The 17,979-nt window shown below is 73.9% G+C and carries 20 protein-coding genes; 17 read left to right on the forward strand and 3 right to left on the reverse strand.

The genetic code is table 11. From position 1 onward, the window contains the following. The 17 genes from C1I92_RS00575 to C1I92_RS00655 all read left to right on the forward strand — a co-directional run bounded on the left by C1I92_RS00575 (position 1) and on the right by C1I92_RS00655 (position 15,400). Positions 1-972, forward strand: coding sequence for an ABC transporter permease (locus C1I92_RS00575; protein WP_111252701.1), 972 nt, complete (start codon positions 1-3; stop codon positions 970-972). Next, on the forward strand, positions 969-1,856 hold the full coding sequence (locus tag C1I92_RS00580; RefSeq protein ID WP_111252702.1) for an ABC transporter permease: 888 nt from the start codon (positions 969-971) through the stop codon (positions 1,854-1,856). The genes C1I92_RS00575 and C1I92_RS00580 overlap by 4 nt, the downstream gene beginning before the upstream one ends. Beyond that, the gene (locus C1I92_RS00585; protein WP_111252703.1) at positions 1,853-2,848 is read left to right on the forward strand and encodes an ABC transporter ATP-binding protein; all 996 of its coding nucleotides are present in this window, start codon (positions 1,853-1,855) and stop codon (positions 2,846-2,848) included. Before C1I92_RS00580 ends, C1I92_RS00585 begins: the two co-directional genes overlap by 4 nt. Further along, positions 2,845-3,870 (forward strand): ABC transporter ATP-binding protein, encoded by a 1,026-nt coding sequence (locus C1I92_RS00590; RefSeq protein WP_111252704.1) that lies wholly within the window; start codon positions 2,845-2,847, stop codon positions 3,868-3,870. Before C1I92_RS00585 ends, C1I92_RS00590 begins: the two co-directional genes overlap by 4 nt. Further along, entirely contained in the window at positions 3,867-4,952 is a 1,086-nt protein-coding gene (locus C1I92_RS00595) for a pyridoxal-phosphate dependent enzyme (RefSeq protein ID WP_146604965.1), read from the forward strand. The genes C1I92_RS00590 and C1I92_RS00595 overlap by 4 nt, the downstream gene beginning before the upstream one ends. Then, positions 4,949-5,932, forward strand: a complete 984-nt coding sequence (locus tag C1I92_RS00600) for a succinylglutamate desuccinylase/aspartoacylase family protein (RefSeq protein WP_111252706.1) — start codon at positions 4,949-4,951, stop codon at positions 5,930-5,932. The genes C1I92_RS00595 and C1I92_RS00600 overlap by 4 nt, the downstream gene beginning before the upstream one ends. Continuing rightward, the gene (locus C1I92_RS00605; RefSeq protein ID WP_111252707.1) at positions 5,929-6,708 is read left to right on the forward strand and encodes an IclR family transcriptional regulator; all 780 of its coding nucleotides are present in this window, start codon (positions 5,929-5,931) and stop codon (positions 6,706-6,708) included. Before C1I92_RS00600 ends, C1I92_RS00605 begins: the two co-directional genes overlap by 4 nt. Before the next feature lie 291 nt (positions 6,709-6,999). Beyond that, positions 7,000-8,178, forward strand: a complete 1,179-nt coding sequence (locus tag C1I92_RS00610; RefSeq protein ID WP_199520818.1) for an aspartate aminotransferase family protein — start codon at positions 7,000-7,002, stop codon at positions 8,176-8,178. Further along, positions 8,178-9,686 (forward strand): M81 family metallopeptidase, encoded by a 1,509-nt coding sequence (locus C1I92_RS00615; protein WP_111252709.1) that lies wholly within the window; start codon positions 8,178-8,180, stop codon positions 9,684-9,686. Before C1I92_RS00610 ends, C1I92_RS00615 begins: the two co-directional genes overlap by 1 nt. Continuing rightward, the gene (locus C1I92_RS00620; RefSeq protein WP_111252710.1) at positions 9,683-10,450 is read left to right on the forward strand and encodes an SDR family NAD(P)-dependent oxidoreductase; all 768 of its coding nucleotides are present in this window, start codon (positions 9,683-9,685) and stop codon (positions 10,448-10,450) included. The genes C1I92_RS00615 and C1I92_RS00620 overlap by 4 nt, the downstream gene beginning before the upstream one ends. A gap of 10 nt (positions 10,451-10,460) precedes the next feature. Further along, a complete protein-coding gene (locus C1I92_RS00625) occupies positions 10,461-11,321 on the forward strand; it encodes an IclR family transcriptional regulator (RefSeq protein ID WP_111252711.1) in 861 nt (286 codons plus the stop codon). A gap of 48 nt (positions 11,322-11,369) precedes the next feature. Beyond that, positions 11,370-12,290, forward strand: coding sequence for an ABC transporter ATP-binding protein (locus C1I92_RS00630; RefSeq protein WP_111252712.1), 921 nt, complete (start codon positions 11,370-11,372; stop codon positions 12,288-12,290). After that, positions 12,287-13,072: an ABC-2 transporter permease gene (locus C1I92_RS00635; protein ID WP_111252713.1), complete on the forward strand. Its 786-nt coding sequence runs from the start codon at positions 12,287-12,289 to the stop codon at positions 13,070-13,072. Before C1I92_RS00630 ends, C1I92_RS00635 begins: the two co-directional genes overlap by 4 nt. A 22-nt stretch (positions 13,073-13,094) precedes the next feature. After that, positions 13,095-14,267 carry a sensor histidine kinase gene (locus tag C1I92_RS00640; RefSeq protein WP_199520819.1) on the forward strand — a complete coding sequence of 391 codons (1,173 nt, stop codon included), beginning with the start codon at positions 13,095-13,097 and terminating at the stop codon, positions 14,265-14,267. Further along, positions 14,264-14,980 (forward strand): response regulator, encoded by a 717-nt coding sequence (locus C1I92_RS00645; protein WP_111252714.1) that lies wholly within the window; start codon positions 14,264-14,266, stop codon positions 14,978-14,980. The genes C1I92_RS00640 and C1I92_RS00645 overlap by 4 nt, the downstream gene beginning before the upstream one ends. Positions 14,981-14,982: 2 nt before the next feature. Continuing rightward, positions 14,983-15,174 carry a hypothetical protein gene (locus C1I92_RS00650; protein WP_199520820.1) on the forward strand — a complete coding sequence of 64 codons (192 nt, stop codon included), beginning with the start codon at positions 14,983-14,985 and terminating at the stop codon, positions 15,172-15,174. 103 nt (positions 15,175-15,277) lie between these two features. Continuing rightward, positions 15,278-15,400 (forward strand): type II toxin-antitoxin system RelE family toxin, encoded by a 123-nt coding sequence (locus C1I92_RS00655; RefSeq protein WP_199520830.1) that lies wholly within the window; start codon positions 15,278-15,280, stop codon positions 15,398-15,400. A 56-nt stretch (positions 15,401-15,456) separates the two neighbouring features. On the opposite strand, the gene C1I92_RS00660 is transcribed toward C1I92_RS00655, so the two are convergent. The 3 genes from C1I92_RS00660 to C1I92_RS00670 form a co-directional block, all read right to left on the reverse strand. After that, entirely contained in the window at positions 15,457-15,699 is a 243-nt protein-coding gene (locus C1I92_RS00660) for a cold-shock protein (RefSeq protein ID WP_111252716.1), read from the reverse strand. 47 nt (positions 15,700-15,746) lie between these two features. Next, positions 15,747-16,934, reverse strand: coding sequence for a winged helix DNA-binding domain-containing protein (locus tag C1I92_RS00665; RefSeq protein ID WP_111252717.1), 1,188 nt, complete (start codon positions 16,932-16,934; stop codon positions 15,747-15,749). 165 nt (positions 16,935-17,099) lie between these two features. Beyond that, positions 17,100-17,657 carry a DUF3800 domain-containing protein gene (locus tag C1I92_RS00670; RefSeq protein ID WP_325048080.1) on the reverse strand — a complete coding sequence of 186 codons (558 nt, stop codon included), beginning with the start codon at positions 17,655-17,657 and terminating at the stop codon, positions 17,100-17,102. Between the last annotated feature and the right edge of the window lie 322 nt (positions 17,658-17,979).

Consider the following 17,979-nt stretch of genomic DNA (forward strand, 5'->3'; position numbering starts at 1 on the left):
GTGCTCTCGTTCATCATCCGCCGCCTGGCGATCTCCGTCGTGGTCCTCGCCGGCATCAGCGTTCTGCTGTTCGTGCTGCTGCAGCTGATGCCGGGGGACCCGGCGGAGATGATGGTCGACCCGTTCAGCTTCAGCGGCGACCGGGCGGCGGCCGTACAGCAGCGACGCGAGGAGCTGGGCCTGGACCAGTCCCTGTTCGTGCAGTACGTCCGCTGGATCGGGGAGTTCGTCCAGGGCAACCTCGGCTTCTCCTACAGCACCCAGCGGCCGGTGACCGAGATCATGCTGGAGCGGTTCGGGCCGACCGCCCGGCTGATGGGGACCGGGCTGGTCATCGCGCTGCTGGTCGGCATCCCGGTCGGCATCCTCGCCGCGATGCGGCGCAACACCGCCGTCGACTACGGCGCGACGGTGCTCAGCCTGATCGCCATCTCGATCCCGAGCTTCTTCGTCGCGCTCATCGGCATCTACGTGTTCGGCCTGAAGCTGGGCTGGCTGCCGACCGCCGGCATCAACAGCGCCGGCGGCGGCGGGCTGGCCGACTCGCTGCGCCACCTGGTGCTGCCCGCGGGCATTCTCGGGTTCGCGCTGGCCGGGCCGTACGTGCGCTACGCGCGGGCGGCGATGCTGGAGGTCCTCGGCCAGGACTATCTGACGACGGCCCGCTCCAAGGGCCTGGCGCGACGGCGAGTGATCGGCCGGCACGCGTTGCACAACGCGCTGATCCCGCTGGTCACCGTCGTCGCGGTGCAGATACCGACGCTGTTCGCCGGCGCGGTGATCATCGAGCAGATCTTCGCCTGGCCGGGGATGGGCCGGATGGCGCTGGACGCCGTCCGCGCCCGCGACTACCCGATCCTGCTCGGGTTCGTGATGGCGGTCGCGGTGCTGGTGCTGCTGTGCAACCTGATCGCCGACATCGCCTACGCGATCATCGACCCTCGCATCCGACTGTCTGGAGCACGCGCATGACCGCACTGGACACCGTGACGCCGCCGGCCGGGCCGGGCTCGCTGTCGCCGGGGCAGCTGGCCGTGCGGCGGTTCCGGCGGCACAAGGTGGCGGTGGCCGGGCTGGTGCTGCTGGTGCTGTTCGGCCTGGCCGCCGTCGTGCTGCCGTTCTTCCTGGACGACCCGAACGCGGTGGACCCGACGGCGATCCGGCAGGGCCCGGGCGACGGGCACCTGCTGGGCACCGACTCGGCCGGGCGCGACGTGCTGGCCCGGCTGGCCGCCGGCGGCCGGGTGTCGCTGCTGGTCGGGCTCAGCGTCGCCGCCCTGACGACGACCATCGGGCTCGTGCTCGGCGCCGTCGCCGGGTACTTCCGCGGCTGGGTCGACGCGGTGCTCAGCCGGATCACCGACGTCGTCCTGTCGTTCCCGACGCTGATCATCGTGATCGTCGTGGTGGCCTTCGTCGGGCCCAGCGTGACGGCGCTGATCCTGGGCATCGGCCTGTTCCACTGGCCGGTCGCGTTCCGGATCGTCCGCGGCCTGACGCTGTCGCTGCGCGAGCAGGACTCCGTCCAGGCTGTCTCCGGGCTGGGCGCCGGCCCGGGCCGGGTGCTGCGCAAGCACGTCGTGCCCGCCGTCGTCGCGCCGCTCACCGTGGTGGCGACGCTGGAGGTGGCGCAGGCCATCCTGCTGGAGGCGGCGCTGTCGTTCATCGGTCTCGGCGTCCCGCCGCCGACCGCGAGCTGGGGGAACATGCTCAACGAGGCACAGTCGCTGACCATCCTGGAGTCGATGCCGTGGCTCTGGCTGCCGCCGGGCATCGCGATCGCGCTGACCGTCCTCGCGGTCAACTTCGTCGGCGACGGCCTGCGCGACGCCGCCGACCCGAGGGCGGCCCGATGACCGAGCCGCTGCTGTCGATCGAGAACCTGGTCACCGAGTTCCGGGTGGAGGGCGGCGTCGTGCCGGCCGTCAACGGCGCCGGCTACCACGTCATGCCCGGCGAGACGGTCGGGATCGTGGGCGAGTCCGGCTCCGGCAAGAGCGTGACGGTGGCGTCCGTGCTGGGCCTGCTGCCGTCGTCGGGCCGGGTCGTGTCGGGCACCACCCGGTTCGCCGGGCGGGACCTGCTGGCGCTGCGGGAACGCGAGCTGGAGCAGATCCGCGGCCGCGACATCGGGCTGGTCTTCCAGGACCCGATGACGGCGCTGAACCCGGTCATGACCATCGGCGAGCAGATCGCCGAAGGACTGCGCCGGCACCAGGCCGGCCTGTCCCGGCGCGCGGCCGGAGCGCGGGTGGCGGAGCTGCTGGCCGAGGTCGGCATCCCGTCGCCGAAGGAGCGGGCCCGGCAGTACCCGCACCAGTTCTCCGGCGGGATGCGCCAGCGCGCGATGATCGCGATGGCCATGGCGAACCGGCCCCGGCTGATCATCGCCGACGAGCCGACGACCGCGCTCGACGTCACCATCCAGGCGCAGATCCTGGACCTGCTGCGCCGGGTGCAGCGCGAGCACGACGCCGCACTGGTGATGATCACCCACGACCTCGGGGTCATCGCGGAGATGACCGAGCGGGTGGTGGTGATGTACGCCGGCCGGGTGGTCGAGACCGCCGACGTCGACTCGATCTTCCACCGGCCCCGGCACCCCTACACCCGCGGACTGCTGCGCAGTCTGCCCCGGCTGGGAGAGCGGCGCGACGAGCTGCCCGCCATCGGCGGACAGCCGCCGGACCCGCGCCGGCTGCCGGACGGGTGCTCCTTCCGGGTGCGCTGCGACCTGTCCGGCGGACGGGCCGAGTGCGGCTTCCAGCCGGCTCTGACGGAGGTCGCCGCCGGCCACGTCAGCGCCTGCCACTTCCATGCCGAGCTGGCGGCGGAGGAGGTGGCATGAGCGGCGCCGATCCACTGCTGTCCGTCGACGGGCTGGTGAAGCACTTCCCGATCCGCGGGGGCGTCCTGCAGCGCCAGGTCGCCACCGTCCGCGCGGTCGACGGCGTGTCGTTCCGGATCGGACGGGGCGAGACGCTGGCGCTGGTCGGCGAGTCCGGCTGCGGCAAGTCCACCGTCGGCAAGACGATCATGCGGTTCCACCAGCCCACGGCCGGCACCGTCCGGTTCGATGGCCGCGACCTGGCCGCGATGAAGCCGCGCGAGCTGCGTGCGGTCCGCCGGGACATCCAGTTCGTCTTCCAGGACCCGTTCGCCTCGCTGCCGGCCCGGATGCCGGTCGGCGACATCCTCGCCGAGCCGCTGGAGATCCACGGCGTGGGCGACCGGCGGTCGCGCCGGGCCCGCGTCGTCGAGCTACTGGAGCTGGTCGGCCTCGGCGCCGACGCCGTCAACCGGTACCCGCACGAGTTCTCCGGCGGGCAGCGGCAGCGGGTCGGCATCGCCCGCGCGCTGGCGCTGGAGCCGCGGCTGCTGATCCTGGACGAGCCGGTGTCCGCGCTGGACGTGTCCATCCAGGCGCAGGTGGTCAACCTCCTCGCCCGGCTGCAGCGCCAGCTCGGCGTGGCGTACCTGTTCATCGCGCACGACCTGGCCGTGGTCCAGCACCTCGCGCACCGGGTGGCGGTGATGTACCTCGGGCACATCGTCGAGTACGGCGACGCCGACACGGTCTTCACCCGGCCGGCTCACCCGTACACGCAGGCGCTGCTGTCCGCCGTCCCGGTGCCGGACCCCCGGCTGCGCGACCTGGACCGCCGGATCCTGCTCACCGGCGACCTGCCGAGCCCGGCCGACCCACCGGCCGGCTGCCCGTTCCACACCCGGTGCTGGAAGGCCGAGGAGCGCTGCCGGGCCGAGCGGCCGGCGCTGGAGGTACGCACCCCCGGCGGAGCGGACTCGGCCTGCCACTTCGCCGCCGAGGCGGAGCTGACCAGCGGACCGGCCGGGAGGACGGCATCGTGAGAGAGGGCATGTGGCGCTACGCGGACCGGCTGCCGGCCGTCGCCGCCAAGAGCATCGTCAGCCTGGGCGAGGGCGGCACCCCGGTGCTGGACCTCACCGAGCCGTTCGGCCGCCTCCTCGGCGTCGCGTCGGTGCTGGCCAAGGCCGAGGACCGCAACCCGACCGGCTCGTTCAAGGCGCGCATCGCGTCGGTCGCCTACTCGCTGGTGAACGAGCACGGGCTGGCCGGGACCGTCGGGACGTCGTCGGGCAACGGCGGCGCGGCGGCGGCCGCGTACGCCGCGGCGGCCGGGTCGCGGGCGATCCTGTTCACGCTCACCGACACGGCGCCGGTGAAGCTGCGCGAGATCCTGGTGATGGGCGCGACGGTGCACCGGGTGGCCGGCGTCGGGCACGACGCCGCCTCCACCCGCGCCGTCGCCGACGCCATCGCCGAGCAGGCGGAGCGGCGCGGCTTCGCGCCGATGCTGACCGCGTTCCACTACGCCCCCGAGGCCATGCGGGGCGTGTCGACGATCGCCTACGAGCTGGCCGAGCAGGCGCCGGAGCTGACGGCGCTGTACCTGCCGGTCGGCGGCGGCGGCCTGCTCACCGGCGTGCACCGCGGCTACCGCGAGCTCGGGCACGGGCCGCGTCTCGTCGGCGTCCAGCCGTCCGGGTCCGCGGCGCTGCGCCGTGCCCTCGACGGGCACCCCGGCGGCATCGCCGGCACCGTGGAGACGACGGTGTCTGGGCTGCAGATGGCCGCGCTGTACGACACCGACGGAGCCGTCGGCGCGGTGCGCGAGTCCGGCGGGCACGCCGTCGAGATCGGCGACGAGGAGATCTGGCGGGCGCAGGAGCAGCTGGCCCGCTGCGGCGTGCTGGTCGAGCCGGCCGGCGCCACCGCGCTGGCCGGGCTGTTCGCCGACGCCCGGGCCGGCCGGCTGCACCGCGACGACCGGGTGGCGATCGTGCTCACCGGCGCCGGCTACAAGGACCGCGACGCGCTGGCGCGACTGGCGCCGGACGGCGACGTGCCGGTGATCCCGCCGGACGAGGTGCCGGCCCGCCTCGACGCGCTGTTGGGGCGGACCCGATGAGCGCGGCATGGCGCGAGCACCGGCTGCGGACCGGGCCGCGTGGGCCGGGGCTGGACGTGCACGAGCTGGACAGCGGCGTGCCCGGGCCGACCGTCGTGATCCTCGGCGGGGTGCACGGCAACGAGGTCGGCGGGATCGTGGCCGCGGGACGGCTCACCCGGAAGCCGCTGCCGCTGCGGGCCGGCCGGCTGCGCGTCGTCCCCGTCACGCACGAGGCGGCCTACCAGGCCGACAGCCGCGTCGGTCCGGGCGACGGCCTCAACTTGGCCCGGGTGTTCCCGGGGCGCGCCGACGGCTCGGACACCGAGCGGCTGGCCCACCTGGTGACCGAGCGGCTGCTGCGCACGGCCGACGTGCTGATCGACCTGCACACGTCCAGTCCCGAGACCGAGATGCCGCTGTTCGCCGGGTGCCTCGACGACGGGTCGGAGGCGGCCAGCCGCGCGGTCGGGCTGGCGGTGGCCTTCGGCGCGCCGGTGGTGTGGACGCACGGCTCGCTCGGCCCCGGCCGCACGCTCACCGTGGCCCGCGACCTGGGCATCCCGGCCATCTACGCGGAGTCGCCGATGGGCGGCGTCCTCGACGACCGGAACCTCGACGCCTACGTGTCCGGCGTGCGGCGGGTGCTGGCGGATCTCGCGATGCTCCCCGCCCGGCCGGCGCGGACCGCTACGGTGCCGGTATGGCTGCACGGCGACGGTGACGTCGACATGTTCTCGCAGGCCACCGCCGGCGGGATGTTCCACGCGGAGGTCGCCCTGATGGACCGGGTCCAGGCCGGCCAGCCGGTCGGCACCGTCGTCGACCCGCAGGCGCGGGTCCTGCAGCACATCCTGGCCACCGCGGCCGGTCACGTCGTCACCCTGCGCCGCAGGGCGCACGTCCATCCCGGGACCCCGGTCGCCGGCATCGCCGCCACCCGGCCGGCGTCGCTGGGACTGCCGTCCGACGCGCTCGTCCCCTCTGGAGCACTCCGATGAGCAACGACGCCACCTACCCGATCCGCGCCGTCGAGCGCGTGTGCGACATCCTCGACCTGATCCAGCAGCGGCCCGAGGGGCTGACGCTGGTCGACGTCACCCGGGCCGTCAAGCTGCCGAAGAGCTCGGCCTTCCGCTACCTGACCGCGCTCGAGGCGCGCGGCTACGTCGAGCGCGGCGAGGACGGCCGGTTCCTCGTCGGGCTGGCGCTGAACTCCGAGCGCCTCGACGTCATCACCCAGCGGGTCCGCCCGTACCTGGAGAAGCTGCGCGACGAGTTCGGCGAGACCGTCAGCCTGGGCATGTTCGACCGCGGCGGCGTCTACTACCTGGCGATCGTCGAGAGCCAGCGCGCCACCCGGACCGTCCAGCAGCCGAACATGCGCTACCCGATCCACGCCTCCGCCTTCGGCAAGGTGTTCACCGCCTGGCGCCCCGACGGTGAGGTGCGCGCGCTGCTGGAGCGCGAGGGCATGCCGCGCTACACCGAGCACACCATCACCGACCCGGACGCCTACCTGCGCGAGCTGGCCCGGGTCCGGGAGCGCGGCTACGCCATCAACGACCGCGAGGGGGAGCCGGACAGCCGCTGCGTGGCGGTGCCGGTGCACGGCCTGCGGCTGCCGATCTCGATGAGCCTGTCCGCGCCGCTGTCCCGGCTCGGCATGGACGACGTCCCGCACGTCGCCGAGGCGCTCACCGAGGCGGCCCGCGAGTTCTCGGCGCTCTCGACCCGGCCGCGGGACGAGCCGGAGGCACGCCCGCCCGGCGACTGAACGTCTCCGTCGCGATGCTCGACCGAGCGGTTCGGCCGGGCCGCCTCGCCCTGCGCGGACACCCGTGGCCTGCGGCGATGCGCGGCGCCGGCCGGTGAGACGCGGGTAGGCAGGACGGATTTCGTCCCGTATGCTTTCGGCAGTTAGAACCAAGTGTTCCGTCTAATGAAACGCCATCGATGTTCCGTCACCGCCTGGGAGGCGAGGTTGTCCACCGTTCTCGAGCGCTCTGCCGCGTTCGCCAGCCGTGCCCGTGAGCTCACGCCGGGCGGTGTGCACTCGAATGTCCGGTTGAGCGCGCCGTCGATCTTCTTCGAGCGCGGTGAGGGCGCCTGGCTCTACGACGTCGACGGCCGCGACTATGTGGACTATCTGCTCGGTCAGGGGCCGAACTTCCTGGGCCACGCGCCGGCGCGGGTGAACGACGCCGTCGCCGCCGAGGCCCGGCGGGGCTCGGTGTTCGGCGCGAACCATGTGCTGGAGAACGAGGCGGGCGAGCTGTTCCTCGACACCGTGGGCTGGGCCGAGCGGGTGCGCTTCGGCGTCACCGGCACCGAGTCCGACCAGGCGGCGCTGCGGCTGGCCCGGGCGGCCACCGGGCGCACCAAGTTCGTCCGGTTCGCCGGGACGTACCACGGCTGGCTGGACAACGTCCTCATGACGATGGTCGACGGCAAGCCGGCGCCGGGCAGTGCCGGGCAGTTGCCGCACGGGATCGCCGAGTCGTACGTGCTGGCGTTCAACGACGCCGCCGCGCTGGAGGCGACGCTGGCCGAGCACGACGACATCGCCGCGGTGATCGTGGAGCCGGTGATGTTCAACAACGGCGCCATCCCGCCGGCCGAGGGGTTCCTCGCCGAGGTGCGCCGGCTGTGCGACGCGCACGGGGTGGTGCTCATCTTCGACGAGGTCATCACCGGCTTCCGGGTCGCGCTGGGCGGCGCCGCGGAGCGGTTCGGGGTGCGGCCGGACCTCGCCGTCTACGGCAAGGCGATGGCCGGTGGCTGGCCGGTGTCGGCGCTGGCCGGTTCCGCGGAGTTGATGGACCTGTTCGCCGGCGGCGTCGTCCACGCGGGCACCTTCAACGGCTCGGTGCCGGCCTGCGCCGCGGTCATCGCCAGCCTGCGGGCGCTGCGGGAGGACCCGCCGTACGAGCGGCTGGAGGCGTACGGCGCCTCGCTGATGCGCTCGATCGTCGAGATCGGCGGCGACCATGGCCTGCCGCTGCGCGCGCAGGGGCTGCCGATGGCCTTCCACGTGTCCTTCGGCGACCCCGCCCCGGTGCGCGACTACGCCGGTCTGGCCGGGCTGGACCTGGACCGTTACGCGGCGTTCTCGCACACCCTGGCCGACCACGGTGTGTGGGTCGCCGGCCGCGGCATCTGGTACGTCTCGGCGGCCCACGCGGACAAGGAGCTGGCGGCGACGCTGGAGCGGTTCGCCGCCGCCGCGGCGCAGGCGGGCGCCTGATGCGTCTGGCGCTGGTGGGCTTCGGCCACGAGGCGAACACGTTCGCCCCGTCCGCGGCGACGCTGGCGGCGTGGCGGCTGGCGGGGATCCTGGAGGGCGAGGAGATCCGGGATCGGCACGAACGCTCCGAGTCCATCCTCGCCGGCTACTTCGGCTACGCGGCCGAGGACCCCGCCGCCGAGGTCGTCCCGCTGGCGTACAGCTGGATCACGCCCACCGGCGCCAGCACGGCCGAGGCGTTCGAGCACCTCACCGGCCTCATGCTGGCGCGGCTGCGGGACCAGGGCCCGTGGGACGGCGTCCTGCTGCCGCAGCACGGCGCGGCGGTCGCCGACGGGCACCCCGACGCCGACGGCGAGTTCCTGCGCCGGGTGCGCGCCGCCGTCGGACCGGACGTCCCGATCGGCGTCACGCTCGACCTGCACGCCAACATCTCGCGGCAGCTGGTCGAGCACGCCGACGTCGTCACCGTCTACCAGACCAACCCGCATGTCGACGCGCGCGAGCAGGGCCTGGCCTGTGCCCGGCTGCTGGCCCGGACGATCCGCGGCGAGATCCGGCCGGTGCTGGCGCTGGCCCAACTGCCGCTGGCGGCCGGCATCCTGCGCATGGGCACCGGGCAGGAGCCGATGCGCGGGCTGCTCGCCCTGGCCCGCGAGCAGGAACGCCGTCCCGGCGTGCTCTCGGTCAGCCTGGTCGAGGGGTTCCCGTACGCCGACGTCGCCGAGATGGGCATGTCGGTGGTCGCCGTCGCCGACGCCGACCCCGCGCTCGCCGCCGACGCCGCGCGCACCGTCGCCGCCGCCACGTGGGAGCGCCGGGCCGAGTTCGTGGGCACGGCGCCGGGCACCGAGGAGGCGATGCGGCAGGCCGGCGCCGCGGCCGACGGCGCCGACGGCCCGGTGCTCGTGCTGGACATGGGCGACAACGTCGGCGGCGGCAGCCCCGGCGACTCCACCCACGTGCTGCACGCGGCCCGCCGGCTCGGCGTCAAGGGGGTGGCGCAGTGCGTGTACGACCCCGCGGTCGCGTTGTCCTGCGCGGCCGCCGGCGTCGGCGCCCGGGTCGACCTCACCGTCGGCGGCAAGGTCGACGACCGGCACGGCGAGCCGTTCCCGATCCGCGGCGAGGTCATCGCCGTCACCGACGGCCGGTTCGAGGACACGACGGCCACCCACGCCGGCGCTCGCGTGTTCGACCTGGGCACGTCGGCGGGCGTGCGCACCGACGACGGGTTCCTGCTGGCGCTGCACTCGCGGCCGGAGGGCACCTGGAGCCGGCTGCAGTTCAGCACGCTCGGCATCGACCCGGCCGCCGTGCCGATCATCGTCGCCAAGGGCGTGCACGCACCGCGGGCGGCGTTCGAGCCCATCGCCAGCCGCCTGATCTGGGCCGACACACCCGGCTCCACCAGCGCCGACCCGTCGGTGTTCGAGTTCGGTCACCGCCGCCGGCCGATGTACCCGTTCGAGCCCGCCGCCCGGTTCGACCCGGAGTCGGTCCGATGAGCCGGCTGGCCGGGCGGGTCGCGCTCGTCACCGGCGCCTCGCGCGGCATCGGCGCCGCGGCCGCGCGTGCCTTCGCCGCCGAGGGCGCGGCCGTCGCCCTCGCCCATGAGCCGCGGGTGGCCCGCACGGCCGAGGCGGCCCGGCTGGCCGACGAGCTCGCGGCCGGCGGCGCGCGGGTCGTCACCGCGGAGGCCGACCTCGGCGACCCGCACGGACCGGCCGATCTCGTCGACCAGGCCCGGTCCGCGCTCGGCCCGCTGGACATCGTCGTGGCGAACGCGGCGGCCGGCGGGCAGGCGCACTGGCGCGACATCACCGTCGAGCAGTGGGACCACGTCCAGGCCGTGAACCTGCGCGCCACCTGGCTGCTGGCCCGGGCCGCGCACCCGGACCTGGCCGCGTCCGGGCACGGCGCCATCGTCACCGTCACCAGCATCATGGCCGAGACCGGCCAGCCCGGATCGCTGCACTACACCGCGAGCAAGGCGGGCCTGGTCGGGATCACCCGGGCGCTGGCCCGCGAGCTCGGGGCCGAGGGCATCCGCGTCAACGCCGTCATGCCGGGCGCGATCCGGACCGAACAGGAGACCGAGCTGTTCGACGACGAGCGAGCGCTGTTCGACGAGGTCGTGGCGCGCCAGTCGCTGCCGCGTCGCGGGTACGCCGCCGACCTCGCGGCCACCTTCGTCTACCTGGCCAGCGACGACAGCGCGTTCGTGACCGGGCAGGTCGTCACCGTCGACGGCGGCTGGGTGTTCCGATGAGGAGAGAACGATGACCGACGAGATCGACGAGGACGCCCTGGACATCACCGCCGCGCCCGACCCCGCCACGGCCACGCCCGAGCAGATCAAGAAGTACAACAACCGGTCCGTCGAGCGGGTCGTCTCCATGCTCAACGTGCTGCAGGAGTCGCCGGAGCCGATGGCCCTGGTGGAGCTGCACCGCTCCATCCGGATGGCCAAGGCGACGGCGTTCCGGTACCTGTGGACGCTGGAGCGGCACCGCTACGTCGAGCGCGACGGCGACGGGCGCTACCGGCTCGGGCTCGGCTTCGTCGGCATGCAGTCGCGCGACCTGGACCTGCTCAAGGAGCGGGCCCGGCCGTGGCTGGAGAAGCTGCGCGACGAGACCGGCGAGACCGTGAACCTCGGCGTCCTCGACGGCAACACCGTCCGCTACGTCGAGGTCGCCGAGAGCCCGCGCCAGGTGCGGATGGTCAGCCCGCCCGGCGGCCGCGACCCGCTCTACTGCACGGCGCTGGGCAAGGCCATCGCGGCGCAGCTGCCCGAGGCCAGGGTGCGCGAGCTGCTGGCCGGCGTCGTGATGCCGCGGCGCACGCCCCGCAGCATCACGTCCGTCGACCGGTTCGTCGAGGAGCTCGAGAAGGTCCGCCAGAGCGGCCGCGCCGTCGACGACCAGGAGAACGAGGCCGACGGCCGCTGCGTCGCCGTCGGCATCGCCGGCACCCGGGTACCGGCCGCGTTGAGCATGAGCGCCCCGGCCAGCCGCTTCCCGCTCAAGGACGTCCCGCGGATAGCCCGGACGCTGACGTTCGCGGCCGAGCGGCTGATGAGCGACCCGCGGACCGCCGGCCGTACGACCCGAGGCGTACGCGGCGGCACGGAGGACTAGCCGCGAGAGGAACGCGGGGACGGAGGCCGGCTCCGTAGCGTCGATCGCATGATCGAGATAGCGGAACTGACCAAACGTTTCGGCCGGACGATCGCGGTCGACGGGCTCTCCTTCACCGTCCGTCCCGGCCAGGTGACGGGGTTCCTGGGGCCCAACGGCGCCGGCAAGTCGACCACGATGCGCATGATCGTCGGGCTGGACCGGCCGACCGGCGGGGCCGCCCTCGTCGGCGGCGTGGCCTATGCCCGGCACCGGGCGCCGCTGTGCGAGGTCGGCGCGCTGCTGGACGCGAAGGCGGTCCACCGCGGCCGCAGCGCCCGCCGGCACCTGCTGGCGCTGGCGCAGACCCACGGCCTGCCCGCCCGGCGCGTCGACGAGGTGCTCGGCGCGGTCGGGCTGGAGTCCGTGGCGCACCGCCGGGCCGGCGGGTTCTCCCTCGGGATGAGCCAGCGGCTCGGGATCGCCGCCGCGCTGCTCGGCGACCCCGCCGTGGTGATCCTGGACGAGCCGGTCAACGGCCTGGACCCGGACGGCGTGTTGTGGGTGCGCACGCTCCTCAAGGAGCTGGCGGCGGAGGGGCGCACCGTCCTCGTCTCCAGCCACCTGATGAGCGAGATGGCGGTGACGGCGGAGCACCTGGTGATCATCGGCCGGGGCCGGCTGCTGGCCGACACGTCCGTCGACGAGCTGATCGCGCGGGTCGTCGTGGACCGGACGGTGGTGCGCTCGCCGCGCGCGGCCGAACTGAGCGACCTGCTGGTGCGGCGGGGCGCCCGGGTGACCAGCGAGGCGTCGGGGCAGCTGCAGGTCAGCGGCCTCGCCGTGGAGACGATCGGTGAGGTGGCTCGCCGGCACGACCTGACGCTGCACGAGCTGACCCCGGCCCGCGCCTCGCTGGAGCAGGCCTACATGGAGCTGACCGGCGACTCGGTGGAGTACCGGGACGAGCGGGAGAGGAGCGCGGCATGACTGCGCAGTACCGGCTGAGCTTCGGGCGAGTGGTCCGGTCGGAGTGGACCAAGCTGTGGTCGTTGCGGTCGACGTGGTGGGTGCTGGGCCTGGCCGGCCTGCTCACCGTCGCCCTCGCCTCGATCGTCGGCTGGGCGAGCCGGCAGGACGGCGGCGACGGGTCCGTCCGCGCGGCCGTCGAGAACGCGTTCATCGGGGTCGACGGCCTGTCGCTGATCCTCGGCGTGTTCGGCGTCGTGCTGATGACCGGCGAGTACGGCTCGGGCCTGATCCGGGCGACGCTGACGGCGGTGCCGCGCCGGCGGCCGGTGCTGCCGGCCAAGGCGCTCGTGCTGGTCGCGGCGACGCTGCCGTTCTGCGTCGTGGTGTGCTTCGCCTCGTTCCTGGCGCACCAGGCGTTCGCCGGCCCGGCCGGCGACGTGACGCTGGCCGACCCCGGCGTCGTCCGGGCGACGTTCGGCGCGGCGGCCGCCCCGGTCGGGCTGGCGCTGCTCGGGCTGGGCATCGGCACGATGCTGCGGCACACGGCCGGCGCGCTGGCCGCGTACGTCGGCGCCGTCCTGGTCGTGCCGGCGCTGCTCGGGCCGATGCTCCCGGACCGGGTCGAGGACGACGTGCTGCCCTACGTGCCGACGTTCTCCGGCCAGGCCATGTACGCGGTCGGGGAGAGCCAGACGTTCCCGTGGCTGCTGTCGCCCGGGTCCGGCGCGCTCGTGCTGGCCGGCTGGATCCTGGTCTTCCTGGCCGGTGGCGCCACCGTGCTGCAGGCCCGCGACGCCTAGCGTGGACCGTACGCTGATGGCCATGACGGCCCTCAAGGTCGCGGCCCGGCGGCACCCGCGGGTGGCCGACGCCGTCCTGGCGGGGCTGCTCGCGGTGGTGTCGGCGCAGGCCGCGGCCGAGCTGGGCCAGGTCTCCGGCGCCGGCTGGGTGTGGTTCGCCGCGTTCCACCTGCCGCTCGTGTGGCGGCGGCGGGCGCCCGTCGTGGTCTTCTGGGCGATCGTGCTGATCGGGCTGCTGTGGGTCGGCGACGGCGACGCCGACAATGTCAGCGGGTTCTCGCTGCTGGTCGTCCCGATGATCGCCCTGTACACCGTCGCCCGGCACCGGTCGCGGCGGCACCTGTGGGCGCCGGCCGCGCTCGTCGTCCCGTTCGCCATCGGCTGGGTGAGCAACGGCGGGCCGTGGTGGGACGTCGTCGCGCTGGCCGGCCTCTTCGGGGCAGCGGCGCTGCTGGGCGTCACCGTCCAGACCCGTGGCGCCTACCTCGCCGAGGTGGAGGAACGGGCCCACCGGCTGGAGCGGGAACGGGACCAGCAGGCCCGGCTCGCCGTCGCCGCCGAGCGGGCCCGGATCGCCCGCGAGATGCACGACATCGTCGCGCACAACCTGGCCGTCATGGTGGCCCTGTCCGACGGCGCGGCCGCCACGACGCCCGTGGCGCCGGAGCGGGCCGTGGGGATGATGGAGAAGGCGTCGGCGACCGGGCGCGAGGCGCTGGGGGAGATCCGGCGGCTGGTCGGCCTGCTGCGCGACGGCGAGTCCGACCAGGTGCCGGCGGGAGCGCCCGCCCCGCAGCCCGGTTTCGACGACATCGACGAGCTGGTCGGCCAGGTGCGTTCCGCGGGCGTGGACGTCGCCGTCACCCGTCAGGGCGTGCCGCGCGACTGGGGCCCAGGCGCCGGCCTCACCGTCTACCGCGTCGTCCAGGAGTCGCTCACGAACACGATGAAGCACGCCGGCCCGCGGGCGAAGGCGCAGGTCCGGCTGCGCTACTCGGCGGCCGGTGTCGACGTGGAGATCGTCGACGACGGCGCGGGACGGCGGGCCGGCGCTGCTCCAGCGCCGGGACATGGGCTCACCGGGATGCGCGAGCGGGCGGCGTCGTTCGGCGGGCGGGTCGAGGCCGGTCCCTGCCCGGGCGCCGGCTGGCGCGTCCACCTGCGGCTGCCACTGACGACGGGCGAGGACACGTGACGATCCGGGTGCTGCTGTCCGACGACCAGGCGCTGCTGCGGCTGGGGTTCCGCGCCCTGCTCGAGCAGCAGCCGGACCTCGACGTGGTCGGCGAGGCCGGCACCGGCGCCGAGGCCGTCGCCATGACGCGGGCGCTGCGGCCCGACGTCGTGCTGATGGACGTGCGGATGCCCACGATGGACGGGATCGAGGCCACCCGGCAGATCGTGGCCGCCGGCTTGGCCACCCGGGTCCTCGTCCTCACCACGTTCGACCTCGACGAGTACGTGTTCGCGGCGCTGCGGGCCGGCGCGAGCGGGTTTCTCCTCAAGGACGCGACACCGGCCGACCTGCTCGCCGGCATCCGCGTGGTCGCGTCCGGCGACGCGGCCGTCGCGCCGGCCATCACCCGCCGGCTGATCGAGGCCTTCGCCCACCACCTCCCGACGCCGACCGGCCGTTCGCCCATCGACGAGCGGCTGGATCAGCTCACCGAGCGTGAGCGGGAGGTGCTGGACGAGCTGGCCCGCGGCCGCGCCAACGCCGAGATCGCCGCCCGCCTCTTCGTCTCCGAGGCGACCGTCAAAGTCCACGTCGGGCGGATCCTGGCCAAGCTCGGGCTGCGCGACCGCGTGCAGGTCGTCGTCTTCGCCTACGAGAACGGCATCGTCCCCCCGGCCGGTGACGGTCGGGCTGCCGCACGGCCACGCCGGGGAAACCGGTCATACTCGTGACCATGGCGGAGACGTTGGCACTGGCCGAAGCGAAGGTGCACCTCGAGGCGCTCGAGGAGACCATCGCGGTTCTCGCCGACACCGACGCGGTGCGTCAGCTCATCGCGTCCGACGCCCAGCTGGCCCGCGGTGAAGAGGAGACCGAGCAGGAACTGGCCGAAGCGATGCAGTACCGAGCCGCACGCGAGCGGTGAACGCTTCGAGCTCACCATCTCACTGACCGCTCGCCGCGCATGAGTTCATCACCGCCCCGCCGCTCGACAACCCCCACCGGGTGGGAAGCGACTCCGGCCGCCGATGGACGATCGGCACAGCGCACGCCGCGGCACCTACCGCGTGATCTATCGCATCGACGACGAGCGCCACCGAGTCACGGTGGTGGCCGTCGTGCACCGCGCCGACGCCTATCGATCATCCTGACGCGCACGCGCCGCGTCAGACGGGACGACCACGGTTCGCGCTCGAGCCGCCGCTGATCAGCCGGTCTGTCGGCGCTCGCGGGGCAGTTTGCGGACCCGGGTCGCGCGGAAGCGGAAGCTGTCCTGCTGTACCTGCTCGTAGGAGAACTCGACCCGGTCACCGGCGGCCAGCTCGCGGAACCCGTCCATGTCGATGACGCTGAAGTGCACCCACGTGTCCGCGCCGTCGGGGACGTCCGGCGAGCTGATGGCGCCCCAGCCCTTGTCCGCCCGGAAGAACTTCACCGTTCCGATTGCCACCCGTCAAGTCTTTCAGCACGCCCCGTCGCCGCACATCCGCCGGGGCGCTAAGGATCCATCAAGATCGCCACCGCCGACGCGTCCCGCAGTGGCGCGATCCGCTCGGCCTCGTCCCGCAGCGCCTGCTCCGTCCGCCTCGGCAGCGCGGCGAACGGCGTGACGGTGATGGTCAGCGTCCGGCCGCTCTTGCGCGGCCGCCAGATGCCGGCGATCGCGCCGTCGGCCAGGATCGTGCCCGGGTCGCCGACCGTCCTCCAGACGTCGCGGTGGAACTTCTTCTCGACGATCGTCTCGCGGTCGCGCAGCTGGGTGTAGGGGTCGCGCGGCGGGAGCAGCCGTACCCCCGCCGGCAGCGTCGCCGACCGGAGCGCGTCGAGGTCCGCGGTGAGCAGCCACGACCGGCCGGCGTGGTCGACCTCCGTCAGCTCGTCCGCGACCAGGCGCCACCACGGATCGGCGTGGCCGGCCCGGACCCCGAGCCAGGCGGCGAAGTCGGCGCGGGTGGAGGGGCCGTAGCAGTGCAGGTAGCGGCGCAGCAGCTCGGCGCGCGCCGTGTCCGGGTCGACGTCCGGGATCGGCCGGCCGAGCCATTCGGAGGCCAGGACGAACGGCGCCTTGTTGCCGGCCCGCGGCGCGAAGCACACCACGCCCCGCAACGTGAGAATGCGCAGGCAGAAGTGGACGACGGCCTCGCCGAGCGGCTGGCCCGGAGCGTAAGGTCCTTCCTCCGCCCAGGCGGCTCGTTGTCCGGCCGGCAGCGCGCCGGCCATCCGCCCGGCCAGCTCCGTCCCCAGCTCGTCGATGGCGATCCGGCGGCCGGACAGCACCGCCTCGATCTCGGCGGCGGTCCGCTCGACCGCCTCGGTCAGGCTCAGGCCGAGCCGGTCCACGGCCGGCCCGACGCCGAGCAGGAAGTGCTGCATCGCCTCGTCGGTGGGCGGGAGCACGCCGGTGGTGAATAGGGGCGCGTCCTTCGTCGGGACGAAGAACGGCGCCCCGCGCATGGCCCAGGTCTGCAGCAGCGTCTTGTCCTCGGCGACCACCCGGTCCATCCGCTCCCGCGTGACGTCGCGCACCCGCGCGTGCAGCGCCAGCAGCGCCGACCCGGGCGGGCTGTTCTGGATCCCGCACCCGCCCGCGGCGTCCACCCACCCGTCGTCGCCCAGCCGCTCGCCGAGATGGTGCGCGGCCAGCCGAAACGCGATGACCTCGGCGTTCGACACCCGCTCAGCCATGGCGCCAGGCTATCGATGGCTGGAATCGTCCGGCGAACGCATATGCGTTCGTCAATGCGTTCGCGTACACTGGGTGGCGAGCTGGCCCCATGGTTGGGGTCGGAAGTGGGCCGAGGACCCCCGGGGTATACCGGGACCTCGGCTCCGCGCTTCTACGGGGGATCCTCAGCTGAGCTGGATGCGGTGTTCGGTGAGCATCGGCGCCAGCGGGTCGCGGTAGCTCCGGTCGTCACCTTCGGCCGCGCTGACGGCACCGGCGACGATGTCGGCCAGCCACAGCAGCGGCTCCTCCGACGGCCGGGCGTGGTCGACCAGCAGGCCGTACTGGATGATCTGCCGGGCACGAGCCGCCCGCACGGCTTCGATGTCGCGCCGGTCGGCCGCTGCGTTGCGAGTCTCCAGCCACACCCGGCTCACGCCGGCGTCTTGGAGGTGGAACAGCAGCGCTTCCATGCACTGTCGGCGTGCGCGTTCCTGCCGCCGTGGGTCCAGCGTGACGCCGATCGTCACGAGGTGCAGCGCCGGCAGCTGCGCGACGGTGCGGACCGCCACAAGGCGATCGGCCGGCATCCGGTCGTGCCAGTGCAGCCGGTGCCCTGGCCGCGGCTCCAGCTCGCGCATCGCGTCGCGCGCCGCCGCTGCGGACCCGTCCTCGAGCGCGCACGCGGCCATCACGTACACGCCGTCGCGGATCCGGATCGACTCGTCGACGTAGGCGACCAGCTACTCATACCCGTACCGGGCCGGTCGCGCAGGCGCTGGCCAGGCCCTCGCGAGTGTTGTCCAGCGCAGCGAACACGTGGACGATCCTCCGTCCGTCGGGCCGGTGGTGTCCAATCGTTCGGGCCGGCCACGGCCGGGTCCGTCCGCCTGGTCTTGACGGCGTCAGCGGATGACCCTAACGTGTGCTGCAACGTTCCAGCAGCGTCCCCACCACCCACGAGGTGCGACGTGCTGAAGGCAGTGCTGGAACGTTAGAGCAACCCCAGCGCACAACGCCGGCAGAACCACTCGGCCGAGGTGCTGGAACGTTAGAGCAGACGAA

The organism is Jiangella anatolica, assembly GCF_003236295.1.
In the GTDB taxonomy this organism is placed as follows: domain Bacteria; phylum Actinomycetota; class Actinomycetes; order Jiangellales; family Jiangellaceae; genus Jiangella; species Jiangella anatolica.